Source organism: Arthrobacter sp. Y3221157 (genome assembly GCF_059089865.1).
In genome coordinates, this window is record NZ_JBNHFD010000017.1 from 22732 (window position 1) to 45376 (window position 22645).

The 22645-nt window shown below is 62.5% G+C and carries 18 protein-coding genes and 1 pseudogene; 13 read left to right on the plus strand and 6 right to left on the minus strand.

Translation table 11 applies throughout. The features are described from left to right. Window positions 1–39 precede the first annotated feature (39 nt). The 3 genes from AC5RTT_RS07255 to AC5RTT_RS07265 all read left to right on the plus strand — a co-directional run bounded on the left by AC5RTT_RS07255 (window position 40) and on the right by AC5RTT_RS07265 (window position 3171). Window positions 40–843, plus strand: coding sequence for a sugar phosphate isomerase/epimerase family protein (locus AC5RTT_RS07255; RefSeq protein ID WP_494144625.1), 804 nt, complete (start codon window positions 40–42; stop codon window positions 841–843). A 179-nt stretch (window positions 844–1022) separates the two neighbouring features. Beyond that, window positions 1023–1451, plus strand: coding sequence for a universal stress protein (locus AC5RTT_RS07260; RefSeq protein ID WP_494144648.1), 429 nt, complete (start codon window positions 1023–1025; stop codon window positions 1449–1451). A gap of 199 nt (window positions 1452–1650) precedes the next feature. Continuing rightward, the gene (locus AC5RTT_RS07265; RefSeq protein WP_494144626.1) at window positions 1651–3171 is read left to right on the plus strand and encodes a SulP family inorganic anion transporter; all 1521 of its coding nucleotides are present in this window, start codon (window positions 1651–1653) and stop codon (window positions 3169–3171) included. Between the two features lie 949 nt (window positions 3172–4120). Here AC5RTT_RS07265 and ppsA read toward each other — a convergent pair. From ppsA to AC5RTT_RS07290, 5 genes and pseudogenes are all read right to left on the minus strand, one after another. Continuing rightward, window positions 4121–6526 carry a phosphoenolpyruvate synthase gene (gene ppsA / locus AC5RTT_RS07270; protein WP_494144627.1) on the minus strand — a complete coding sequence of 802 codons (2406 nt, stop codon included), beginning with the start codon at window positions 6524–6526 and terminating at the stop codon, window positions 4121–4123. A 154-nt stretch (window positions 6527–6680) separates the two neighbouring features. Beyond that, window positions 6681–7497, minus strand: a pseudogene (locus AC5RTT_RS07275) (pyruvate, water dikinase regulatory protein). Next, window positions 7487–7837, minus strand: a complete 351-nt coding sequence (locus tag AC5RTT_RS07280) for a CBU_0592 family membrane protein (RefSeq protein ID WP_494144628.1) — start codon at window positions 7835–7837, stop codon at window positions 7487–7489. The pseudogene AC5RTT_RS07275 and the gene AC5RTT_RS07280 overlap by 11 nt, the downstream one beginning before the upstream one ends. A gap of 79 nt (window positions 7838–7916) precedes the next feature. After that, window positions 7917–9395: an alanine/glycine:cation symporter family protein gene (locus AC5RTT_RS07285; RefSeq protein WP_494144629.1), complete on the minus strand. Its 1479-nt coding sequence runs from the start codon at window positions 9393–9395 to the stop codon at window positions 7917–7919. 441 nt (window positions 9396–9836) lie between these two features. Next, the gene (locus AC5RTT_RS07290) at window positions 9837–11198 is read right to left on the minus strand and encodes an aspartate aminotransferase family protein (protein WP_494144630.1); all 1362 of its coding nucleotides are present in this window, start codon (window positions 11196–11198) and stop codon (window positions 9837–9839) included. Window positions 11199–11562: 364 nt separating this feature from the next. Between AC5RTT_RS07290 and AC5RTT_RS07295 the strand changes: the two genes are divergently transcribed. Then, the gene (locus tag AC5RTT_RS07295; RefSeq protein WP_494144631.1) at window positions 11563–12915 is read left to right on the plus strand and encodes a helix-turn-helix domain-containing protein; all 1353 of its coding nucleotides are present in this window, start codon (window positions 11563–11565) and stop codon (window positions 12913–12915) included. 93 nt (window positions 12916–13008) lie between these two features. Here AC5RTT_RS07295 and AC5RTT_RS07300 read toward each other — a convergent pair whose 3' ends face one another. After that, window positions 13009–14514, minus strand: coding sequence for a CoA-acylating methylmalonate-semialdehyde dehydrogenase (locus AC5RTT_RS07300; protein WP_494144632.1), 1506 nt, complete (start codon window positions 14512–14514; stop codon window positions 13009–13011). A 190-nt stretch (window positions 14515–14704) separates the two neighbouring features. Here AC5RTT_RS07300 and AC5RTT_RS07305 point away from each other — a divergent pair, with 190 nt between their 5' ends. The 9 genes from AC5RTT_RS07305 (at window position 14705) to AC5RTT_RS07345 (ending at window position 22610) form a co-directional block, all read left to right on the plus strand. Next, entirely contained in the window at window positions 14705–14950 is a 246-nt protein-coding gene (locus AC5RTT_RS07305) for a hypothetical protein (protein ID WP_494144633.1), read from the plus strand. Between the two features lie 91 nt (window positions 14951–15041). Next, window positions 15042–15758: a GntR family transcriptional regulator gene (locus AC5RTT_RS07310; protein WP_494144634.1), complete on the plus strand. Its 717-nt coding sequence runs from the start codon at window positions 15042–15044 to the stop codon at window positions 15756–15758. A gap of 7 nt (window positions 15759–15765) precedes the next feature. Then, window positions 15766–16359 carry a short chain dehydrogenase gene (locus tag AC5RTT_RS07315; protein ID WP_494144635.1) on the plus strand — a complete coding sequence of 198 codons (594 nt, stop codon included), beginning with the start codon at window positions 15766–15768 and terminating at the stop codon, window positions 16357–16359. A gap of 438 nt (window positions 16360–16797) precedes the next feature. Next, the gene (locus tag AC5RTT_RS07320) at window positions 16798–17646 is read left to right on the plus strand and encodes a substrate-binding periplasmic protein (RefSeq protein ID WP_494144636.1); all 849 of its coding nucleotides are present in this window, start codon (window positions 16798–16800) and stop codon (window positions 17644–17646) included. Window positions 17647–17665: 19 nt separating this feature from the next. Next, on the plus strand, window positions 17666–18406 hold the full coding sequence (locus tag AC5RTT_RS07325) for an amino acid ABC transporter permease (RefSeq protein ID WP_494144637.1): 741 nt from the start codon (window positions 17666–17668) through the stop codon (window positions 18404–18406). Window positions 18407–18462: 56 nt separating this feature from the next. Next, entirely contained in the window at window positions 18463–19272 is an 810-nt protein-coding gene (locus AC5RTT_RS07330) for an amino acid ABC transporter ATP-binding protein (protein ID WP_258804268.1), read from the plus strand. A 52-nt stretch (window positions 19273–19324) separates the two neighbouring features. Continuing rightward, a complete protein-coding gene (locus AC5RTT_RS07335; protein ID WP_494144638.1) occupies window positions 19325–20590 on the plus strand; it encodes an NAD(P)/FAD-dependent oxidoreductase in 1266 nt (421 codons plus the stop codon). Between the two features lie 26 nt (window positions 20591–20616). Beyond that, window positions 20617–21534: a dihydrodipicolinate synthase family protein gene (locus AC5RTT_RS07340; protein ID WP_494144639.1), complete on the plus strand. Its 918-nt coding sequence runs from the start codon at window positions 20617–20619 to the stop codon at window positions 21532–21534. Beyond that, the gene (locus tag AC5RTT_RS07345) at window positions 21531–22610 is read left to right on the plus strand and encodes a proline racemase family protein (protein ID WP_494144640.1); all 1080 of its coding nucleotides are present in this window, start codon (window positions 21531–21533) and stop codon (window positions 22608–22610) included. Before AC5RTT_RS07340 ends, AC5RTT_RS07345 begins: the two co-directional genes overlap by 4 nt. Window positions 22611–22645 lie beyond the last annotated feature (35 nt).

Here is a 22645-nt window from a genome sequence, read left to right on the forward strand (position 1 = left end):
CGAACAGAACCCCATCACAATAGAAAGAAGAAATCCCGAATGATCCTGTCGACAGTAACGGACGAAGTCACCCCCGACCGGTCCCCTGCCGCGTTCCCCAAAATCTTTGAAGCGACCAAAGCGGAAGGCATCAGTGACGTCGAAATCCGCATGGTCGAGGCCAAGCGCTTCCCGGTAGTGGAAGCGGCCGCATGGGATCGTCTCAAGACGTATGCAAAAGACTACGAGATCACTCTCTCCGCCGTTTCCCCCGGGCTTTACAAGGCCCCGCTCAACAGCGACCTTCTGTCCCTGCACTCCAACGGCATCCTGGACATGAGCCTGGACCTGGCCGAACGCATGGGCATCAATACCCTCATCGTCTTCGGTGTTGAGCGCGCCGCCGGAGACACTGAAGCAGACCTGCAGCGGGTCATCGATATCCTCGGTGATACAGCGGACCGGGCCGGAAAGCGCGGATTCACTGTCCAGCTCGAGAACATTCCGGGCTCATGGGCGGACACGGGAGAGAACTGCCTGGCCCTGCTCAAGGGCGTAGGGAGGGACAACTTCGGCTATGTGTGGGACACCGGCAACCTCTACGAGGCGGAACAGCGACACTTCCGCGAAAGCTACGAAATGCTCAAGCCCTATATCAGGAATGTCCACCTCAAAGACGGGCAATTCATCGATGGTGTCATGACATGGCAGCACTTCGGCATCGGCGTTACAGACATCGCCGGTCAGGTTGCTGCCCTGAAAGCCGACGGTTACACAGGCAAGCTCACCATGGAAGCAAAGTGCGAACCCCACCTGGACGAGGATTTCATTAAGTCTGTCCGCTACCTGAAATCAGTCCTCTAGAAGCAACCAGCAAGTCGAGCGCGACGGACCAGGACCAACCTCACAGCTGAGCAGTCCGGGGCTAAGAACGGTCCGGCTTGTTTCCCTTGATTGAAGCTGCCAGCGGTTGTAGCTGGCAGCTTCAACCCATTGTCCGGTTAGCCGCGGGGCTGCATGAAGATCACAAGCTAAGGAAGAAAATGAGTGGAGTAATAGTTGTCGGAGTCGACAGCAGCGAAACGGCCATGAAAGCGGCAGAGTGCGCACGGGGCCTTGCCGAAGCTTTGGGCGCCTCTCTTCACGTCGTTACAGCCTTTGACAACGAGCGTGTGGAAGCCCTTGGACATGGCTCAGACCGGCTCATTCTCTCAGAGGCAGATAGTGCCGGAAACGTCGCCAAAATGTTGACCAAAACCGATGAGGACGGAGTGCATGTGACGCACTTTGCTGCTCGGGGCAAACCGGCGGAGGCACTGATCAAGGAGGCCATCCGCCTTGATGCAACGATGATTGTAGTCGGCAACCGAAGAATGCGAGGGATTGGCCGACTGCTGGGCAGCGTAGCCAACAGCGTCGCGCACAACGCACCCTGTGATGTTTACATCGCCAACACCTACCACGACGAATAGACACCTATTATGTGAACGATCCACAGCCACTCGCTCAGCGTTAGCTGTCTGCGCCTGTCGACAAGCATGTCCACCTGCGACAGGTGGTTTTTGGCTCACTCGTGGATTGCCTCATCCACGAACTCCACGAGCCGCCATGATCAGAGCCGGGTGGTGAGGGCGCTGATGCGCGTCTTCCTGACCATGAACGGAGACAGCAATGGCCACCACCACCGGGGACGCCCCCGCCTGCACTCCCGAACAGCTTCAGTCTGTCCGGGAAACCCTCAAATCTCCCAGAAGGCTCAAGACGGAAGTCCTTGCCGGGCTTGTCGTCGCGCTGGCGTTGATTCCCGAAGCGATCGCCTTCTCGATCATCGCCGGGGTCGATCCCCGCCTGGGGCTGTTCGCTTCCTTTACGATGGCGGTGACCATCGCGTTCGTAGGGGGCCGGCCGGCGATGATCTCGGCCGCCACGGGCGCGATCGCCTTGGTGATCGCCCCGCTGGTGAAGTCCCACGGCGTGGACTACTTCATCGCCGCCGTCATCCTCGGCGGGATTTTCCAGATCATCCTGGGCCTGTCCGGGGTGGCGAAGCTGATGCGCTTCATTCCGCGCTCGGTGATGGTGGGCTTCGTTAACGCCCTGGCCATCCTGATCTTCATGTCCCAGGTCCCCGAGCTGGTCAACGTCCCATGGCTGGTCTACCCGCTGGCGGCACTGGCCCTGCTCATCGTCTTCGGCCTGCCTAAGCTTACGAACGTCGTTCCAGCCCCGTTGGTCGCGATCGTCGTTCTGACCCTCATCACCGTCCTGGCTGCCATCGCGGTTCCCACCGTGGGTGACAAGGGCGAGCTCCCGGAATCATTGCCCTCGCTGTTCATCCCGAACGTGCCCTTCACGCTTGAGACCCTGCAGGTCATCTTCCCCTTCGGCCTCGCCGTGGCGTTCGTCGGGCTCCTCGAGTCCCTGATGACCGCCAAGCTCGTCGACGACATCACGGACACCCGCTCCCACAAGAGCCGAGAAGCGTGGGGCCAGGGCGTTGCCAACGTCGTCACCGGGTTCACCGGCGGCATGGGTGGCTGCGCGATGATCGGCCAGACCATGATCAACGTGAAAGCCTCCGGTGCCCGTACCCGGATCTCCACCTTCCTTGCCGGGGTCTTCCTGCTCATCCTCGTGGTGGCGCTCGGCGGGGTGGTCTCCGTGATCCCGATGGCCGCCCTCGTCGCGGTGATGATCTTTGTTTCCTGGGCAACATTCGACTGGCACAGCATCCACCCCCGCACCCTGAAAATGATGCCCAAGAGCGAAACCATGGTCATGGTCGCGACCGTCATCGTCACCGTCGCCACCCACAACCTGGCCATCGGCGTCGGCGTTGGAGTCCTCGTGGCCATGGTGCTGTTCGCCCGCCGCGTGGCCCACTTCGTTACAGTCGAACGGACCGTGAAGAACGTGGACGGCCACGAAACGGCCACCTACGTGGTGGACGGCGAGCTGTTCTTCGCCTCCTCCAATGATCTGTACACACAGTTCGAATACGCCCTGGATCCGGACCACGTGGTCATCGACATGCACGCCTCCCACCTCTGGGACGCGTCCACCATCGCCGCCCTGGACGCCATCACCGAGAAGTACCGCCACCACGGCAAGGACGTAAAGATTGTCGGCCTCAACGAGGCCAGCACCACCATTCGCGAACGACTCGGCGGAAAGCTCGGCGCCGGGCACTAATGTCCATTTCCCCCGGTGGTGAAGTCAGCTCGAGCCAGGTCCTGGATTGGGTATTCTCGGAGAAGGCCTCCGGGGAGACAGCGACAGACAAGAGCTCTGCCGAACTGCCGTGGTTCGCCCGCGACAGGGACACCTGGTGGTGGACAGCTTGGACGTTCGCACAGAACCTCGATGACTCAGGTGCTCTCGTCCAGTTTCTTACCTAATGGGCAAGGCCGGTCGAATTTCCTCAAAGGATGGCTCATGCGATGCCGCACTCCTAAGACCAGAAAAGGCCTCCCATCATCGCAACACGAGAGGTCCTTCCTGGTCTGAAGGCAGCCACTAAGACGATTACTGGTATGTGCGCTTATCCGATTCAGAACTACTCGCGCCTTATGAACAACGCTGCTGGACCAGGCCTGCCTAAAGCCCCGGCGACATGGCCTCGGATGTAACCGACCCATCACCGGAAAGTTTGGAAAACCCGTCGCCACGCAGTAGGGAGTTGGTTCAATTAGGGCACACCCCAACCAGACAGATGTCTCCGTGCTTGGACTGCAGACGCAGTGGGACTGGATTCGCGGCTTACCGTAAAGAGGTATGCTGCCGCCACCCACAGCCAGGGACAATTCTTATAGGTTATCCACCGCCACTGCGGCCAGGGAGCTACCCCGACGGCAGCCGTGGATAGCCTGAATCGATCCCAGCCATGGACGGTTCAAAGTTGCCACCAGTTCCGGCCGCGCGATCAGCGAACACCGGTATCTCAGAAGCTGCGACTCCCCCGGGTTCGATTCCTGAATCGGAGCGCACTCGTTGCCCCGAATGCCACAGGCTCGGACGCGGCGTAGATGAGGCCGGTGTTTCACTAATGCCCAAGAAACGATGTCCGCGGCCTCGGGGAGGAGCGACCGTCGCAACTCCCTTCTTTCGACAGTTGCAACGGCCGTTCCTCCCCGAGGCTACGTCAGCTCAACTCCCGTTCCGACTCCTGCCTTGAAGCCAGCTGGGTGAGCCGGAGCCACGTGTCTACCACCGTGTCGGGGTTCAGGGAGACGGAGTCAATGCCCTCCGACACCAGCCACTCAGCGAAGTCAGCATGGTCGCTGGGGCCCTGGCCACAGATGCCCACATATTTCCCGCGTTCCTGGCACGCCTTGATGGCCATGCTCAGGAGCTTCTTGACGGCAGGGTCGCGTTCATCGAAGCCGCCCGAGACGATGGCGGAATCCCTGTCCAGTCCCAGGGCCAGCTGGGTCATGTCATTGGAACCGATGGAGAATCCGTCGAAGTACTCCAGGAATTCGTCTGCCAGGAGCGCATTGGACGGAATTTCGCACATCATGATTACTTCGAGGCCGTTCTCGCCGCGGACCAGTCCGTTCTCCGCAAGAAGTTCGATCACGCTGCAGGCCTCGTCGCGGGTCCGCACAAACGGGATCATCAACTTCACGTTGGTCAGCCCCATCTCATTGCGGACGAAGGACAGGGCCTCACACTCAAGGTCGAAGCAGTCCCGGAAGGACGGCTCCAGGTAGCGTGAGGCGCCGCGGAAGCCGAGCATTGGGTTCTCTTCGTGCGGCTCATAGGCAGGTCCGCCAATCAGGTTGGCGTACTCATTGGACTTGAAGTCGGACATACGCACGATGACGGGCTCCGGCGCGAAGGCCGCCGCGATTGTGGATACGCCTTCGGCGAGGCGTTTGATGTAGTAGTCGCGCGGGCTGCTGTACGCCGCGATCCGCTCCCGGATCTCCACGGCCACGTCCTCCGGCTGGCTGTCCAGGTTCAGCAGGGCCTTGGGGTGGATGCCGATCTGGCGGTTGATGATAAATTCCAACCGGGCCAGGCCCACACCGTGGTTGGGCAGCTGAGCGAATGTGAACGCCTGTTCCGGGGTGCCCACATTCATCATCACCTTGACGGGGGCCTCGGGCAGGTGGGTGATCTCGGTTTCATCGACGCTGAAATCCAGGAGCCCTTCGTAGATCACGCCGGTTTCGCCGTCGGCGCAGGAGACAGTGACTTCGAGGCCGTCGGAGAGCGCCTCGGTGGCGTTTCCAGTCCCGACCACGGCGGGGATCCCCAGTTCGCGGGCGATGATGGCTGCGTGGCAGGTCCGTCCGCCGCGGTTGGTGACGATGGCGGAGGCACGCTTCATGATCGGTTCCCAGTCGGGGTCGGTCATGTCCGCGACGAGGACATCCCCGGTCTGGAACGCGGCCATCTGGTCGATGGCGGTGAGGATACGGACGCTGCCGGCACCGATGCGCTGGCCGATGGCCCGGCCCTCGGAGAGCACGCGGCTGGTTCCGTTGAGGCGGAAGCGGCTCTGGCTGCCGGGGGCGCGGCGGGACTGCACTGTTTCGGGACGGGCCTGCAGGATGTACAGGCGGTTGTCGATTCCGTCCTTGCCCCATTCGATGTCCATGGGGCGGCCGTAATGCTTTTCGATGGCGATGGCGTGCCGGGCGAGCTGCTCGACGTCCTCGTCGGTGAGGCTGAAGCGGTTCCGCAGGGATGCCTCCACCGGGACGAAGTCGATGGTGCGGCCGATCTCCTGGCTGGCGGTGTAGGTCATCTGCAGTGCCTTCTCGCCCAGGCCCCGCTTGAGAATGGCCGGCCGGCCGGCCTCCAGTGCGGGCTTGTAGACGTAGAACTCGTCCGGGTTCACGGCGCCCTGGACCACGGCCTCGCCCAGGCCGTAGGAGGAGGTCACGAAGACAGCGTCGTTGAAGCCGGACTCGGTGTCCATGGTGAACATGACGCCGGAGGCGCCGACGTCGGAACGCACCATCCGCTGCACCCCGGCCGAGAGTGCCACGTCGGCATGTTCGAACTTGTGGTGCACGCGGTAGGCGATGGCCCGGTCGTTATAGAGGGACGCGAAGACATCCTTGATGGCGAGCAGGATGTTTTCGATGCCGCGCACGTTCAGGAAGGTTTCCTGCTGGCCGGCGAAGGACGCGTCCGGAAGGTCTTCGGCGGTCGCGCTGGAACGGACGGCCCAGGACAGGTCTTCGGACCCGCCGTGCTTGTCCACAAGCTGCTGGTAAAAATCGCGGACCTGCGCTTCAAAGTCCGGCAGGAAGGGTGTCTGGCGGATGATGCCCCGGATTTCCTGGCCGGCGGAGGCGAGGGCGGTGACGTCGTCGGTGTCTAAACCTACGAGCCGGTCGGCAATTTTCTGGTCCAGGCCGGAATCGGCCAGGAAGCTGCGGTAGGCATCTGCTGTCGTTGCGAAGCCGTCCGGCACGATCACGCCGGCAGAGGTGAGATTCTGAACCATTTCGCCGAGGGAGGCGTTTTTGCCGCCCACGCGGTCCAGGTCCTTCAGTCCCAGCTCTGAGAGCCAGAGTACGTCTGTTGTCATTGTTGCTGCTCCTTTGCAGGTGATGGCGTGCAGGTGTCCCCCACCGTTCAGGCGGCCGCCGGCGGCGGGGACAAATTCTTGTTTAGGGTGACAGGTCTTTGGGGCTTCTTTCCATGTGGCATGACGTGAGTCACATGCCTGTGGAATTGTTTTGTCAATGCTTTATGTTCATGCGCTGCAGGATAGTGGCCGCCATTTCCTCCACGGAGACGGTGGCCGAGTTCAGGTAGGGAATTCTGTGCGATACGTACAGTTGCTCTGCGCTGCGCAGTTCGAAGCCGCACTGGCGCAGGGAGGCGTACGGGGAGCCGCTGCGTCGTTCGGTACGGATCTGGCTCAGGCGCAGGGGGTTTGAGGAGAGTCCGAAACACTTCGATACGAAGGGTCTGAGGGGCTTGGGCAGCCCTTCCCGTTCAAAGTCTTCGTCCACCAGCGGGAAGTTCGCTGCAAAGATGCCGTGTTGCAGTGCCAGGTACATGGTGGTGGGCGTTTTGCCGCACCGGGACGGGGCCACAAGAATGACCTGGGCTTTTTCAAGTGCACGCAGGCTCTGGCCGTCGTCGTGTTCCATGGCGTATTCGACGGCGGCCATCCGGGATTGGTAGCGCGCCGCATTTCCCAGCCCGTGCGCCCGCCCCGGTTCCCCGCTCGCGGGAGTTCCCGAGCGCCTGCTCCAGCTGCCCCACATGGGTACCGATCAGGTCCACAATGATTCCCTTACATCTCGAGAGGATCTGCCGGACATCGCTGCTGACTGCTGTGGAAAAGACGATCGGCTGCGGGCCGTTGGCGGCGGCGTTATCGATGGTCTTCACCACGGATGTGGCTTGCTCGGTCGTTGTGATGAAGGGGATCGTCATGCGGTCAAAATGGTTGGCGGGAAACTGCGTCAGCAACGTGTTTCCGAGCGTTTCCGCCGTGATGCCCGTACTGTCCGAAAGGAAATAGACCGGCCGAATGTCATTGGTCATGAACGTATTCTCCGTTAATGCCAGCGCCGGTGAGTCGTCCGGCCGTGTCATTGGTGTCCGGGATGGGTGTCGGCGGGGTGGCAGCTGGTACCACCGGCTCTGCGCGTGCGGGACGCATGCGCAGGAGCGCGATGGCGGAAATGAGGAACCAGGCGACATTCGTTGCTACTGAAGGCCATGCCTGGTGTACGGAACCGTTGAGGACGAAGGCGCAAGCGCCGAGGAGATTTGCGGTCTGAAAGGTCCTGCCTGTCTTCAACCACCCTATAGAGACCGCGAGGTAGGCGCTGAGTATCGCCGCGGCCCCTGTCCACCCGGCTATTTCCCACAGCAGTTCCACGATGTCCTTTCAGGAGTATTGACTGGCGGCCACACTAAAGCGGGGGCGCGGACCCGGGCGGCTTGTGCGTGAAGCAGATTCAGCGATTTCCACTCGACTTGGCGCCGTCCTGCTGGGGCGGTGCAGGAGCGTCTGAGGATTCCCAGAAGGACGCACCCTTGATGCCAGCCGTTGCCGGGTGGAAAACGGGGTCGAGTCCCAGTTTTTTCTGGCGTTCGTAGTCGCGCAGTGCACGCACGGCGATAGGGCAGAGAAAGGCAATGGCAATCATGTTGAACCAGGCGATGAGGCCGTAACCGATGTCCCCGAGTGTCCAAGCCAGTTCCGTGCTGCGGACTGTGCCGAGGTAGACGGACAGCAGCACACCGGCCTGGACGATGCGCGCCAGGACGCCTCGGGAGGTTCCTGTCAGGTACACAATGTTCGTCACGCCGTAGTAGAAGTACGACAGGATTGATGTGAAGGCGAAAAAGAAGATGGCCACGGCCACTATGCCGGCGCCTAGGTTTATCCCCGGGAGGATCGTGTCCACGGCGACCTGGGTAAATTCTGCACCTGGTTTCACTCCGGGAAGGTTCTCGACAATCGCGGCCCGCCCCTCAGGCAGAATGTTGTACGCGCCGGTGGATAGGATCATTACGCCGGTTGCTGTGCAGACCAGCACGGTGTCGATGTACACGGAGAATGACTGGACCAGCCCTTGCTTGACCGGGTGGGAAACCGACGCCGCTGCGCCGGCAAAGCCGCCTTCTCCGACACCTGCGACGTTGGAATACAGGGAGCGCCTGACACCCCAGGACACGGCCGCGCCGATCATGCCGCCGTAAAGAGCGTCGGCCCCGAACGCGGAGGCCAGCACCAGCCGGATGACTTCCGGGATGGCATGAAAATTCATGACCAGGACGACGATGGCAAGCAGCACATAGGCGGCCGCCATCGCAGGAACAGCCTTTTCAGCAAAGGCGGCGATGCGCCGGGTTCCACCAAAGACAACAAGAGCGGTGAGGACGACCAGGATCAGGCCGGAAATCCATGTTGGAATACCGAAGGCTGTATCCAGCGAGGTCACGATGGTGGAGGACTGCACTCCCGGGATCAGGAAGGTGTAGCAAATGACGGCCACGACAGCGGCAGTGACCGCAAGCCATTTGAGGCGAAGACCTTTCTCGATGTACCAGGGAATACCGCCTCGGTACTCGCCGTCCGACTTGACCTTGTAGATCTGGCCGAGCGTGGCCTCGATGAATGCACTGGATGCGGTTAGTGCGGCAGTGGCGATCATCCAAAACAGTGCACCAGGACCGCCGAAGGCGATGGCGGTTGCAACGCCGGCGATGTTTCCAACGCCAACCCGTCCGCCCAGAGCCATCGCAAAAGCCTGGAAAGACGACGTGCCGGTCTTCGAACTGGCGCGCCCGAAGAGGCACTTGACCATTCCCTTAAGGTGCCGCACCTGCACGGCCCGTGTCGCAATCGTGTAAGCCAGCCCGCTGATGAGGGTGACGTATACGAGCGGGTCCCAGATGAAGTCGTAGACAGTGCTGAGGAGGTTTTCCAAGTGATGCTCCTTCTGCATAAGAGACATCCATGTCCCTTTGAGCAAAGCTCTATGCCCTGCGTGGTGATCTGTTGGCCAGTTCGTGAGCCCTTTTAGAGCAAATCCGGGCGGGCGGACCGGTCAGCTCGTGCATCACCCGCGGTTGCCAGATTGTCAGACAATATGAAAAGCCTAAGCTGTGATCTGGGACATGTCAAGGTATAACGTGCTGCACACGACGGCCCCGTCTGAGAGGTTTCCTGCCGCGACCGAAGGCCCCCTGCTGGCCGGGCATCGATACCGGCCAGAGAAGGAACTGTCACCGGCAGTTGCCGCCACTGGAGCCTCGTTCGAGCGTCATCGATGAACCGTTGGATCCTTCCGGGATCAGAGGCGCCCGGCAGATGAAGCCCCGCCTTGGCTGGTGCCCAGGCGGGGCTTCATCAGTTTGTCGTGCTGAGCTTAGATGCTGGTGGCTGCCAGGGCCTGGTCGTAGATATCCAGTGCCTGGGCTACTTCTTCGGCGGTGACGACTGCCGGCGGGACGACGTGGATGCGGTTGTCGGCTATGAACGGCAGCAGTCCCCGCGCGAACAGTTCAGCCTTGAGGCGTCCCATGTAGTCCGCAGTGACAGGTGTGCGGGTCGTGTGGTCCTGCACGAGTTCGAGTGCCCAGAAAACGCCGCGGCCGCGGACTTCGCCGATGACGCTGTGCTTTTTGGCAAGCGCCTGCAGGCCCGGCTCGAGGTGTTCCCGGCCGATGCGTGCGGCATTGCCGATGATGTCCTCTTCTTCGAAAGCCTCGATGGAGGCGACGATGGAGGCAGCGGCGATCGGGTGCCCGGAGTAGGTCAAGCCGCCGGGGAAGACGCGTTCGTCAAAGGTGGCGGCTATCTCACCTGAAATGATGACGCCGCCCACCGGCACATAGCCGGAGTTCACGCCCTTGGCGAAGGTAATCAGGTCCGGGGTGACGTTGAAGGCGTCAAAGGCGAACCAATCGCCGGTGCGCCCGAATCCTGCCATGACCTCGTCAAGGATCATCACGATGCCGTATTCGTCGCACAGCGCCCGGACACCTTCAAGGTAGCCGGGTGTCGGAACCAGAATCCCGGCAGTGCCGGGAACAGATTCAAGCAGGATGGCGGCAACTGACTGCGGCCCCTCTGCCTGGATGACGCGGCGCAGGTGGTGCAAGGCACGCTCGGTCTCCTGCTCGGGTGTTTCCGCCCAGAACTCGGAGCGGTAGAGGTAGGGGCCAAAGACGTGGATGTGGCCGCGGGAGTATTCGTTGGGGATCCGGCGCCAGTCGCCGGTGGCCGCGATGGCGGAGCCGGTGTTGCCGTGGTAGGAGCGATAGCGGGAAATGACCTTGTCACGGCCGGTGTGAAGACGGGCCATGCGGATGGCGTTCTCATTGGCATCGGCGCCGCCGTTGGTGAAGAAGACCTTGTCCATGTTGGCCGGGGCGTGGGAGAGGATTTTGGCGGCGGCCGTGGAGCGGACGTGGTTGGCGGCCGCGGGTGCCACGGTCGCCAGGCTCGTTGCCTGGCGGGCGATGGCTGCGATGACTTTAGGGTGCTGGTGGCCGATGTTGGTGTTGACCAGCTGGCTGGAGAAGTCCAGGAAGGTGTTGCCGTCGTGGTCCCACACGGTGCTGCCCGAACCGCCGGCGATCGCGATCGGGTTCAATGACTTCTGCGCTGACCAGGAGTGAAAGACGTTGGCCCGGTCCAGGGCAACGACCTCGGCGTTGCTGAGGGCGGCGTTGGTGGCTGCGGCGTTAATGTCTGCTGCGTGCAGGGTTGCCGGGCTGGCGACCATGACGGTTCCTCTCGGTAGGTGGATTGGGAGTTACTTCATCATCCGCCCGCAAAGCCCTAGACCTAGGTATACGTTTGTACAATCAGCTCTACAGAGTTCGACGTTTTCACATCGGAAGGCCGCAATGCCCCCAAGCCTTAATGTTCTCCTCCGCAGCCGGGCACTCAAGCTCCGGCTCGTTGTTCCTGATCTGGGCTCCCCAAGGCTTGATGAGCCCATCAGCTGGGTTCACAGTTCGGATCTTGAGGATCCCACTCCGTTCCTTGACCGGGGGCAGCTTCTACTTACCGACGGCAGCCAGTTCGCGGCTGACTCGGCAGCAGTTACCAGGACATCAGGGGTTACGGGGCGCAGCTTAGCTGAGGTGCCGAACGAACAGGCATATGTGGAGTACGTGCGCCGGCTGGTGGATCACGGCATCGTGGGATTGGGCTTTGCGACGCAGGTGATCCACGGGACCTTGCCTCAGGGGTTGGAAGAAGCGTGCCGAAGCCAGGGCCTGCCGCTACTGGAAGTCCCGGACCGAACGCCGTTTATCGCAATCATCAGGATGGTGGCGGACTACCTTGCCAGGGAAGAGCATGCCCGGGCCGAGTGGTCGTTGCAGGCGCAGCGGGCACTGTCCCGCGCGGCACTGCGGCCTGATGGTCTGACATCGATTCTTGGTGAGCTGGAGCGCCAGCTGCACAGCTGGGTGGCTTTGTACGATGCTGCAGGTAATTATGTCCGCATGCCCCGGAACCGGCCGGTGCCCTCACACATCGCCGGCGAAGTGACCCAAAGGGTGCGAAGCGCCCTGGATCTTGGCACCCGTTCTGCCTCGCACCTGCAGATTGAGGGCCAGTCGGTGACCCTGCAGACCCTGGGGCGTAAGGGAAGTCTTCGCGGCGCCTTGGTACTGGGCGCCATTGAGCCGTTGGATCCGGCCCGGGCGGACATCGTCAACAGCGTCATCGGTTTGGCCAGCCTGGCTCTTGAGCAGGCGCGCACACTCGATACCGCCCGCCGCCATCTTCGCGCAGGCGTCTTCGAGCAGCTGCTTGCCGGCAGCATTGATGTTGCAGGCAAAACGGCGCGGCAGGTCTGGGGCCAGCTGCCCCGGGACCCCCTGCTGGTCACGGCATCACGGCAGGAAAGCCCGGCGCCTAACCTGCTTGAGGCGCTGGAGCTCCTGGCTGATGACCACCGGGGCGCAGTGTTCTACGCGCTGCGCGGTGAGTTGCTCGTGATCCTCGCCGGACAGGCACACCAGGGCCGGGTCCTGGAACTGCTGGAGCGCCATGGCGCGGTGGCCGGTGTCTCCGGAGAAACGGCCATGGACGCACTGCCTGGCGCGCTCGAAGAAGCCACCCGTGCCGCCCGGCGTGCCGCCGAGCTCGGCCGGCGCCTGGTCAATTTCTCCGAGCTGTCCGAAGGCGGCATGTTGGGACTCCTGCGGGAAGAGGAAGCCGGCCCGGTAGCCCGTGGGTTATTACAGCCGCTGATCGCCCACGACGCGGAAGAGCACACGCAGCTGCTGGAAACGGTCCGCGAATGGTTCGCCAATGACTGCGTGTGGGACAAGACCGCCCGCCGCCTGGGGGTGCACCGGCACACACTGCGAAACCGGATTGACGCCGTCGGGCGGATCCTGGGGCTGAACCTGGACGGGATGCGTGACCGGCTGGAGCTGTTTGCAGCCGTGCAGTTCCTGGAAAAGGATCAAAGTCCCCGTTGAGATTATGCAGGAGGGCCTCCGGCGCGCGAGGATGCGCCGGAGGCCCTTTTTGTCAGGAGACCAGTGCCGGTTCCCTGACATTCTTTTCCCCTTTTAGTTCTGGGGGAAGCCCAGGTTGATGCCGCCGTGGCTGGGGTCGAGCCAGCGTGAGGTGATGGCCTTTTCGCGGGTGAAGAACTGGAAGCCCTGCAGGCCGTAGGCCTTGGAGCTGCCGAAGATCGAGTCCTTGAACCCACCGAAGGAGTAGTACGCGACCGGGACGGGGATGGGCACGTTGATGCCGACCATGCCCACCTCGATTTCGTTCTGGAACCGGCGGGCCGCTCCGCCGTCGTTGGTGAAGATGGCCGTGCCGTTGCCGAATGCGCCTGAGTTGATCAGGTCCACACCTTCTTCATAGCTGCGGACGCGGACCACGGACAGGACCGGACCGAAGATCTCTTCGGTGTAGACGCGTGAGGTGACAGGAACGTCGTCGATCAGGGTGGGGCCGAGCCAGAAGCCGTTCTCGTCGCCGTCGACGTTGATGCCGCGCCCGTCCACCACGACCTTGGCGCCGTCTTCGAGGGCCACATCGATGTAGGAGGCCACCTTGTCGCGGTGCTGCCGGGTGACCAACGGGCCCATGTCGCAGTTGCGGCGACCGTCGCCGATTTTCAGGGTGGACATGCGGGAGGTGATCTTTTCGATGAGTTCATCGGCGACCGGTTCGACGGCGACGATGACGCTGATGGCCATGCAGCGCTCACCGGCGGAACCGAAGCCGGCGTTGATGGCGGCGTCGGCTGTCAGCTCAAGGTCCGCGTCGGGCAGGACCAGCATGTGGTTCTTTGCCCCGCCCAGGGCCTGGACGCGCTTGCCGTTCCGGGCGGCGGTCTCGTAGATGTACTGGGCGATCGGTGTGGAGCCAACGAAGGAGATGGCCTTGACGTCCTTGTGTTCCAGGAGGCCGTCAACAGCTTCCTTGTCACCATGGAGTACGTTGAAGACACCGTCCGGCAGGCCGGCTTCGGTGAAGAGTTCAGCGAGCCAGTTGGCGGCGGTGGGGTCCTTTTCGCTGGGCTTGAGGACGACGGTGTTGCCGGCGGCGATGGCGATCGGGAGGAACCACAGCGGCACCATCGCGGGGAAGTTGAACGGACTGATGATGCCGACGACGCCCAGCGGTGACTTGGTGGAGTAGACATCCACCCCGGTGGAGACGTTCTCGGAGTGTTCGCCCTTGATCAGGTGCGGGAAGCCGGTAGCCAGTTCCACGACTTCCTGGCCGCGGGTAATTTCGCCCAGCGCGTCGGAAACCACTTTGCCGTGCTCGGAGGTGATGATCTGGGCGAGTTCGCCCTTGCGCTCGTTGAGCAGTTCCCGGAAGCGGAAGAGGATCTGCTGGCGCTTGGTGATGGACATGTCGCGCCAGGCCGGGAAGGCCTTCTGTGCGGAGGAGATGGCGGACTCGATGTCGCTGGCGTTGGCCAATGCTACGCGTTTGGTTTCGATGCCGCGTGCGGGGTCGAACACTGGCGCGGTGCGCTCTCCGGAGGAGGGCGTTTCAGCTCCGCTGATCCAGTGGGACAGTACGGGAAGTTCTTGGTTCGCTGACACGCTTCTTCTCGCTTTCATCTAATGAGGGGATTGCCGGGTGGCTTGCCATCAACGCTAAGGCGGCCGGACAGATGTCCCCTGCCTACATTTGGAGTCCGGCTGCTTGATGTATCGACATTTGTACACGGTTCGGGGTAAAAGATGGGCGAATAGCCTTTATGCAAACAGCAGCCCCTTTTCAGGAGTACAAATGAAACGACGCCGACCCGCGTCTCTGGCCGCCGCCAGAACCGAAGCCCTTGCTGTCCGCACCGGAGAACACTGCCCCGAAAGCGGGTGGTGGTTCCCTGCCCAGCGTGAACTGGGCGAAGCCCCGTCCGCGGCGCGGTACATCAGCGAAGGGAGCGTCATGCCGGCAAACAGCGGCGTTCCTGCCCTGTGGCTTCCGGGACAGACCAGGCCCGCAGCCGGAAAATGTGAACAGCAGCCCCGCTGAACCCCAGGACCATTTACGCGCGGGCCCGAAGCCGGTAGTCTTGTCTGACAATCTGCAACTGTAGAGCCGACTTTTAGCATTGGGGAAGCCCATGGCGGAAACGCACCTGTCATCAGATCCGGTGGCACTGCCACTGCGGATGTCCCCCGTGGCTTCGGTGTCGCGCAGGGACGGCGTGATTAACGAAATCCGCCGCGCTGTTGTACTCGGCACCATCAAACCTGGCGAGAAACTCACCGAGGTGCAGCTCTCCGAATGGTTGAACGTCAGCCGGCCCACCGTCCGCGAGGCGCTGAACCAGATGGCGCAAGAGGGCCTGCTGGTCCAGGAACCCTACCGCGGCCTTCGCGTGGCCACCCTCGACGCGGCGGCCATCATGGACCTGGCCAACACGCGCATGGCCCTGGACATGCTCGCAGTCAGCGCCATCGTCGGGGATGCCTCCGGCCGCCGGATGCGCATGGTGGAGGAAAGCTGGGCTGAATACAGCCAGGTCGAGATGGACCCGGACCCGGTGATACGGCACGAAAGCCATCTGGCCTTTCACCGTAAGCTGTGGGCTGCCTCCGAGAACGCACTGCTGCTGCGCCTCTGGCCGGTCACCGAAGCCCACCTGACCATTATCCTCGCCCAGGACCAGGCAGCGCGGGCCGACCCCGTACGTGCCCACCGCGTCCACGAAAAACTCGTGGACGCCATTCGGACGAAGGACTTGGAGGTCATCAAAAAGGCCTTCACCGAACACACGGTGCGCAGTGCCGAGGAGCTCATCCCGCTGCTTAACGATGCACCGGCCAAGAAGGGGTAAGAAGAGTATGAAAATTTTGATTGTTGGAGCGAACGGTCTGCTCGGGTCCGCAGCAGTCTCAGCACTGAAAGACCGCCACGAAGTGATCGAGGCATCCCGTTCCGGCAACGTGGCCGTGGACCTGACCGAGCCGGACTCCATCCAACTCATGTTCGATGAGATCGGCACGGTGGACGCGGTCATCTCCTGCACCGGATCTGTCCCCTTCAAGCCGCTGACCGACCTTACAGACAAGGACTTCAGGGACGGCTTTGAGGACAAAGTCCTCGGGCAGGTCAACCTGGTTCAGATCGGGCTCAGCCACATCACAGACGGCGGCTCCTTCACCCTGACAACCGGGGTGCTTGCCCGCGAACCCATCCTCACAGGCGCCGCAGCCTCACTGGCCAACGGAGCACTGGAATCCTTCGTCATGGCAGCCGCAGCAGAACTTCCACGGCGGATCCGCATCAACGCCGTAAGCCCTTCCGTACTCACCGAAGCCACCGGGTATCACGAATACTTCCCCGGCTTCTCGCAGGTGCCCGCTGATACCGTCGGGCGCGCCTACGTAAAATCCGTCGAAGGCATCCAAACGGGGCAGGTCTACGCACTGGACTGATGCGCGCCGGCTGGCTCCGGCAACAACGGCTCTTCCACAGAGGCGGGTCTTCACAGACGTGAAGACCCGCCTCTTGTGCATTAGCAGGTGCCCAGCGCCACAGAGGTAACGCGAAATTTACATCTACCGACAACCTCACCGCCGCAGCCGCGGTTCCCACGGGAATCCAGGCCCCAATCGTTACACCTGTATTTCACGGGGATCTGACATTTTTTTCAAAACCTACTGGACGTGGTCCTGGTCACAGGGTTATTGTTGATCCACAACGCTGATTGTAAGACAATAAAACAACCAAACCACCAAGGCACCACAATCAGCCGCTTCTTACAACGGACAGGCAGCGACGTTGCTGCCGACTCCCACCACTTTCCTTCGAGCTGGCAACCAGAACTCCCCCGCCAGTCCGGTAACCCATTCCCGTAAAGAGGGTTTAGAACAATGACCAAAACAAGCAAAATCGTCCTTGCAGTCCTCGCTGTCATTCTGGTCGCCATCGCCGGCGGCTACATCGGCTCGGGCTTCCGCGGAAACAGCGCGTCGGCAACGTCCGGTTCCGCCCAAGGAAACTTCATCGAAGACATCAAGAAGCGCGGTGAACTCCGCGTCGGCGTTGCCATTGCACCCCCGATGACGGTCGAGCAGGCAGACGGCACCCTTGGCGGTCCGAACCTCATCCCGCTGGAGGATCTGGCCAAGCAACTCGGCGTCAAGCTGGTACCGGTGCCCGCCGAATGGAAGAACATCGTGGCAGGGTTGCAGGCCAACCGGTACGACTTCGCCGCGAACCTTGACTACACCGTGGAGCGGTCATTGGCGATCGGCTTCACGGACCCCGTGTACCAGTACCAGGGAGTCTTCGTGGTCAAGGCTGATTCCCCCTTCAAGACCGTCGAAGAGCTGCTGGCCAACGGCGGGCAGATCACTGCCGCCCAGGGCTCCGCCCCGGAAAAGGCGCTTCAGGGCCACACCTCGAACATCATGTCTGTAGACAGCTACTCCAACGCCATTTCCTCGGTCCAGTCCGGCCGCGCGATCGCCGAGTTCACCGATCTGCCCACCGCGGAATCGCAGGCCCAGGCCGATCCCAGCCTGAAGATCATCGTCCCGGAACCTGAAATCTACTCCGCGTCCGCTGCCTACGGTGTACCGGCCAGCATCGATCCGCGCTCCCTCCAGATCGTCAACATCGCCATCGAACGGGCGCAGAAGAGCGGCCAGCTGAAGCAGGCTTACGCCAAGGTCGGCTACGTCGAAATCGACAGCCTCGGCGACCTTCGCAAGAAGTAGCCTCCGTTAGGAGCCCGTCATGAATGGATATAACTTCGACTGGAACGTGGTCGCAAGTGCCCTGCCTCGAATGCTTGAAGGCTTGGGAATTACGCTTCAAATCACGGTCATCACCATTGTGATCAGCATGGTCCTGGCCATTCCCGTAGCGGTAGCCCGGATGTCAAAGATCGAGGTCATCCGCTGGGCCGCCCAGGGATACATCGAGATCTTCCGCTGCACACCGCTGCTGGTTCAGCTGTTCTGGATCTTCTACGCACTGCCAGCCCTCACCGGCGTAACCCTGCCGGGATACACCTCGGCAATCATCGCCCTGACTGCCAACCTCACCGCTTTCATGGCCGAGACCTACCGCAGCGGCTTCCAGTCGGTGCCGGTCGAACAGGTAGAGGCCGGCAGGATGCTGCAGCTGAGCCGCTTCCAGCAGCTGCGCTACATCATCGTTCCCCAGGCCATGCGCCAGCAGCTGCCCGTCATCCTGTCCCTGAACATCTCCCTGTTCAAGGACACGGCATTGGTCTCCACCATCGCCGTCGCCGACCTGATGTTCCTTGCGAACACCATCTCTGCGCAGAACTACCGGGCGCTGGAGATCTTCACCCTGGCTGCGTTCATCTACTTCGCCATCGCGTTCCCGGTTTCGCTGATCACCAGCTCCATTGAGCGGCGCATGCAAAACAACGCAGCAATGGGCGGGGCCTCCCGGACCAGCGTTTGGGCCCGGATGATGCCTGGTGCGCGAGTGGCGGTGGCACGATGAGCCACTCGGCACTTACTCCGCAGGTTCCCACCAACTTCCCGCAGAAGGACAATGAAGTGAGCGAACAGAAGGGCATTCAGGTGGCAGCTCCCGAGCATGCTCCAGCCCAGTCCGGGAACGGACAGGTACTGGTGGAAGCCGGCGGACTCCAAAAGAGCTTTGGACCCCGGAAGATCCTCCGGAACGTGGACTTCACCATGAATAAGGGTGACATCACCGTCATTATCGGTAAGAGCGGCTCCGGCAAGTCAACGCTGCTGCGTGCGCTTGCAGGCCTCACCGACCCCGACGAGGGCGAGATCGTCATCGACGGCCACACGGTGTTCGCTGGGCAGAAGCGCACCAAGGAATGGGAGAACATCCGTTCTGAAGTGGGCATGGTCTTCCAGGCCTACACCCTGTGGCCGCACATGAACGTGCTGGACAACCTGGTCCTCGCACCACGGAAAACGCGAGGCGTTAGCGCCTCGGAAGGGCGTGACCGGGCCGAAGCAGCGTTGGCCGAAGTGGGCATGGCACACCACATCCTCAGCCGGCCCACCCAGCTCTCCGGCGGCGAACGGCAGCGCGTGGCCATCGCCCGGGCCCTGATGATGAAGCCCAAGCTCCTGCTCTGCGATGAGATCACCTCAGCCCTTGACCCGCCCGTGGCAGCGGAGGTCCTCGATGTCCTGCGCCGCCTGAAGGAAGAGGACGGCATCGCGGTAGCCCTGGTCACCCACGACATGGCGTTCGCGTCCAAGGCCGCGGACCGGGTGGTGTTCTTCCACGAAGGCGAAATCGCCGTCAACGCCACCCCGGAAGCCGCATTCGACAACTGCGACAACGAAGACCTCAAAAAGTTCGTGGACGCCGTCCGTTTCTAGGCCGAGCCCGCGACGCGGGCCGGGCATAGAACGGACCAAGAAAGGAAATACAGTGCATACCGTTGTTATTGGCGGCGGCGTTATCGGCCTCACCCAGGCCTACCACCTCGCCCGCGAGGGTGAGAGCGTCACCGTCATTGATGCCCGGGCCACCGGCCTGGGCGCCTCGAAGGTCAACGCCGGCTGGATCTGCCCGGCAGAATCGGCACCCGTGCCGGGACCGGGCGTGGTCCTCAAGTCCATGAAGTGGATGCTCCGCCCGGACAGCCCGCTCTACATCCGGCCCTCCCTTGAACCGTCCTTCGTTCGGTTCATGCTCGGCATGTGGCGCAAGTCCAACGCGCGTGACCAGCGCGCTGGGTTCGAGGGCCATCTGCGCCTCGCCGCCGATACGCTTCAGATCTTCGATGAGTACCGGGCCGACGGCATGGACTTCGAGATGCACACGGACGGCCTGCTCATGGCGTTCATGGAGCAGGACAACTTCGACCACCACATCGACAACCTGGACCTGGCGTCCCAATACGGACGACAGCCGCGCGTTCTCAACCGCGACGCCGTGCACGAGCAGGAGCCACTGCTCACCGATGAAGTCCTTGGCGGAATCTACTTCCCGCAGGAGCGGCACGTAGACCCGGGCGCCATGGCCACCGCACTCCATCGACGGCTGCTCGCAATGGGCGTCAAGATCATCGAGAACTCCCCCATCGACGCGGTGGACCGGAACGGCGACCGCGTCACCAGCGTGCACAGCGGCGGAAACCGCTACACCGCTGATAACTTCATCCTGGCCGCTGGCGCCTGGAGCGGAAACCTGTCGAAGCAATTCGGTGTGCCGCTGCCCGTGCGTCCCGGCAAGGGCTACAGCGTGGAGGTTCCCGCGCTCGGCCTGCGCAGCGCGGTCAACCTCTGGGACGCCAAAGTAGCAGTTACACCCTTCAACGACCGCCTCCGCCTTGCCGGAACCATGGAATTCGGCGGACTGGACGAGAAGGTAAACCAGGTCCGGGTCGATGCAATCATGCGCGCCCCACGCAAATACTTCCGCGGCTGGGAACCACCCGCAACGAAGCCAACGCCCATGGCCGGCATGCGGCCCATGACACCAGACGGCCTGCCGGTCATAGGTCACCTCGGACACCTGCAGAACGCCTACGTTTCCACCGGCCACGGAATGATGGGCATCACCCTCGCCCCAGGCACCGCTGCAGCCCTCACCAAGCTGATCGTCCATGGCCGCATGGCACCCACACTTCAACCCTTCACGGCAGACCGCTTCCGTGGCGTCCACCGCCAACAGCCGGTCCCGACCAACTAAGACACCTACCGACAGGAATAACCACTATGTCTACCCGCACCAAGAAGAACCTCCGCGGCATCCTCGCAGCCGTCACCACCCCGTTCACCCAGGACGGCAGCGCCATCGACGAAGCAGCACTCCAGCGCCAGGTCGATCGCCTGGTCTCCGCCGGAATCCACGGCATCGTCCCCACCGGCACCACCGGTGAATTCACCACGCTCTCCCCCGAGGAATACCGCCGCGTTATCGAGCTCTACGTCAAGGGCGCCGACGGCCGCATCCCCGTCGTGGCCGGCATCGGCGCACTGTCCACCCAGGGCGCCATCGACCTGGCCCAGCACGCAGAGAACGTGGGCGCGGACGCCATCATGCTGGTCCCGCCGTTCTACGACCCGCTGGACCTGACCACCCTCAAGTCCTTCCTGTCCGCAGTGGCCGAATCGATCAACATCCCGATCGTCTACTACAACGTTCCCGGCGCCACCGGAATCCAGCTCACCGCCGCCGAACTCGCCGAACTGGGCGAGATCGACGGCGTGGACTACATCAAAAACACCTCCGATGACGCCGTAGGACTGGCAGAACTCCTCGCCGCCCGCACGGACAAGATCAAGGCCTTCAACGGCTGGGACACCCTGACGTTCTTCGGCATCGCGTCCGGCGCCGAAGCCTCCGTCTGGGGCACCGCAGGCGTGGTCCCGGAACTCGCCGTCGAATTCTGGGAAGCCCTGGCAGAAAAGAAGGACCTGGACCGCGCCCGCGAACTGTGGAAGCACCTCTGGGCCATCAGCGACTTCCTCGAATCCGTCAACTACGTCGCAGGCATCAAAGCCGGCCTCGAACTCATCGGCGAACCCGTCGGCCCGGCACGCCTGCCCATCCAGCCCCTTCCTGCCGCAGAGCGCGAACGCTTCGCCGGCATCCTCCGCAACGCGGGCGTCCTCCCGGCAGTAGCAGCATGACCCCGCGCTCCGCCACCAAGATCACCCTCGACGCCATTGAGGTACACGCCGAGGGCGAGCCGGGCCGAATCCTGACCTCCGCCGCCGGGCTCGTCCAAGGCGACACGATGGCGGAGCGCCTGCAGTACTGCAAGGAAAACCTGGACTGGCTGCGCCGGCTCATGCTCCATGAGCCGCGCGGCTACCCGGGCCTCTGCTCGGTCATCCTCCTGCCCGCAGTGAATGAAGGCTCCGATTTCGGCATCGTCGTCCTCGAACAGGGCGGGTTCACCCCGATGTCCGGATCCAACACCATCTGCGCCGTCACCGCGGCACTGGAAGAAGGCATCGTTCCAGTCCGGGGACCGGAAACCGTCGTCACCATCGACACCGCCGTAGGCGTCGTCCAGGCAGTCGCCAAAGTGCACGAGGGCAAGGTCCTCTCGGTGACCGTCGTGAACGTCCCGGCGTTCGTCGTCGAACTCGACCACCCCCTTGAGGTCCCTGGCTTCGGCACCGTGCCCGTGGACGTGGTCTTCGGCGGCCAGTTCTTCGCCCAGGCCAAAGCAGCCGACCTTGGGCTGGAACTGCACCCGGACAACGGCAAGGAACTGGCCCGCGCCGGGGCCCTGATCAAGATGGCAGCAGCCGAACAGATCCAGTGCACGCACCCCGACAACCCGCTCATCTCCGGCGTCAACCTGGTCATGCTGCACACCGGTGACAGGGCGCCCGGGCGGCAGGACCGCAACACCGTCGTACTGTCCAACGGCAAACTGGTCCCTTCCGATCCGTCCACCTGGACCGGCGCCCTGGACCGCTCCCCCTGCGGGACCGGAACGTGCGCCAGGATGGCGGCTCTGCACGCCCGCGGCCAGCTTGCCATCGGCGAGGACTTCTCCCACCACAGCATCATCGGCAGCGAATTCATCGGCCGCCTGACAGGCACGACGAGGACAGCAGGGGGCCGCGAGGCCGTCCTCCCCACCGTCACCGGCCGGGGCTGGATCACAGGACGCGGCCAATGGGTCCTTGACCCCACCGACCCCTTCCCCACCGGCTACACCGTGGGCGACATCTGGGCACCCGGCGCCTAAAAAGCACCAACCACACATCTTTACGAACGACTGAA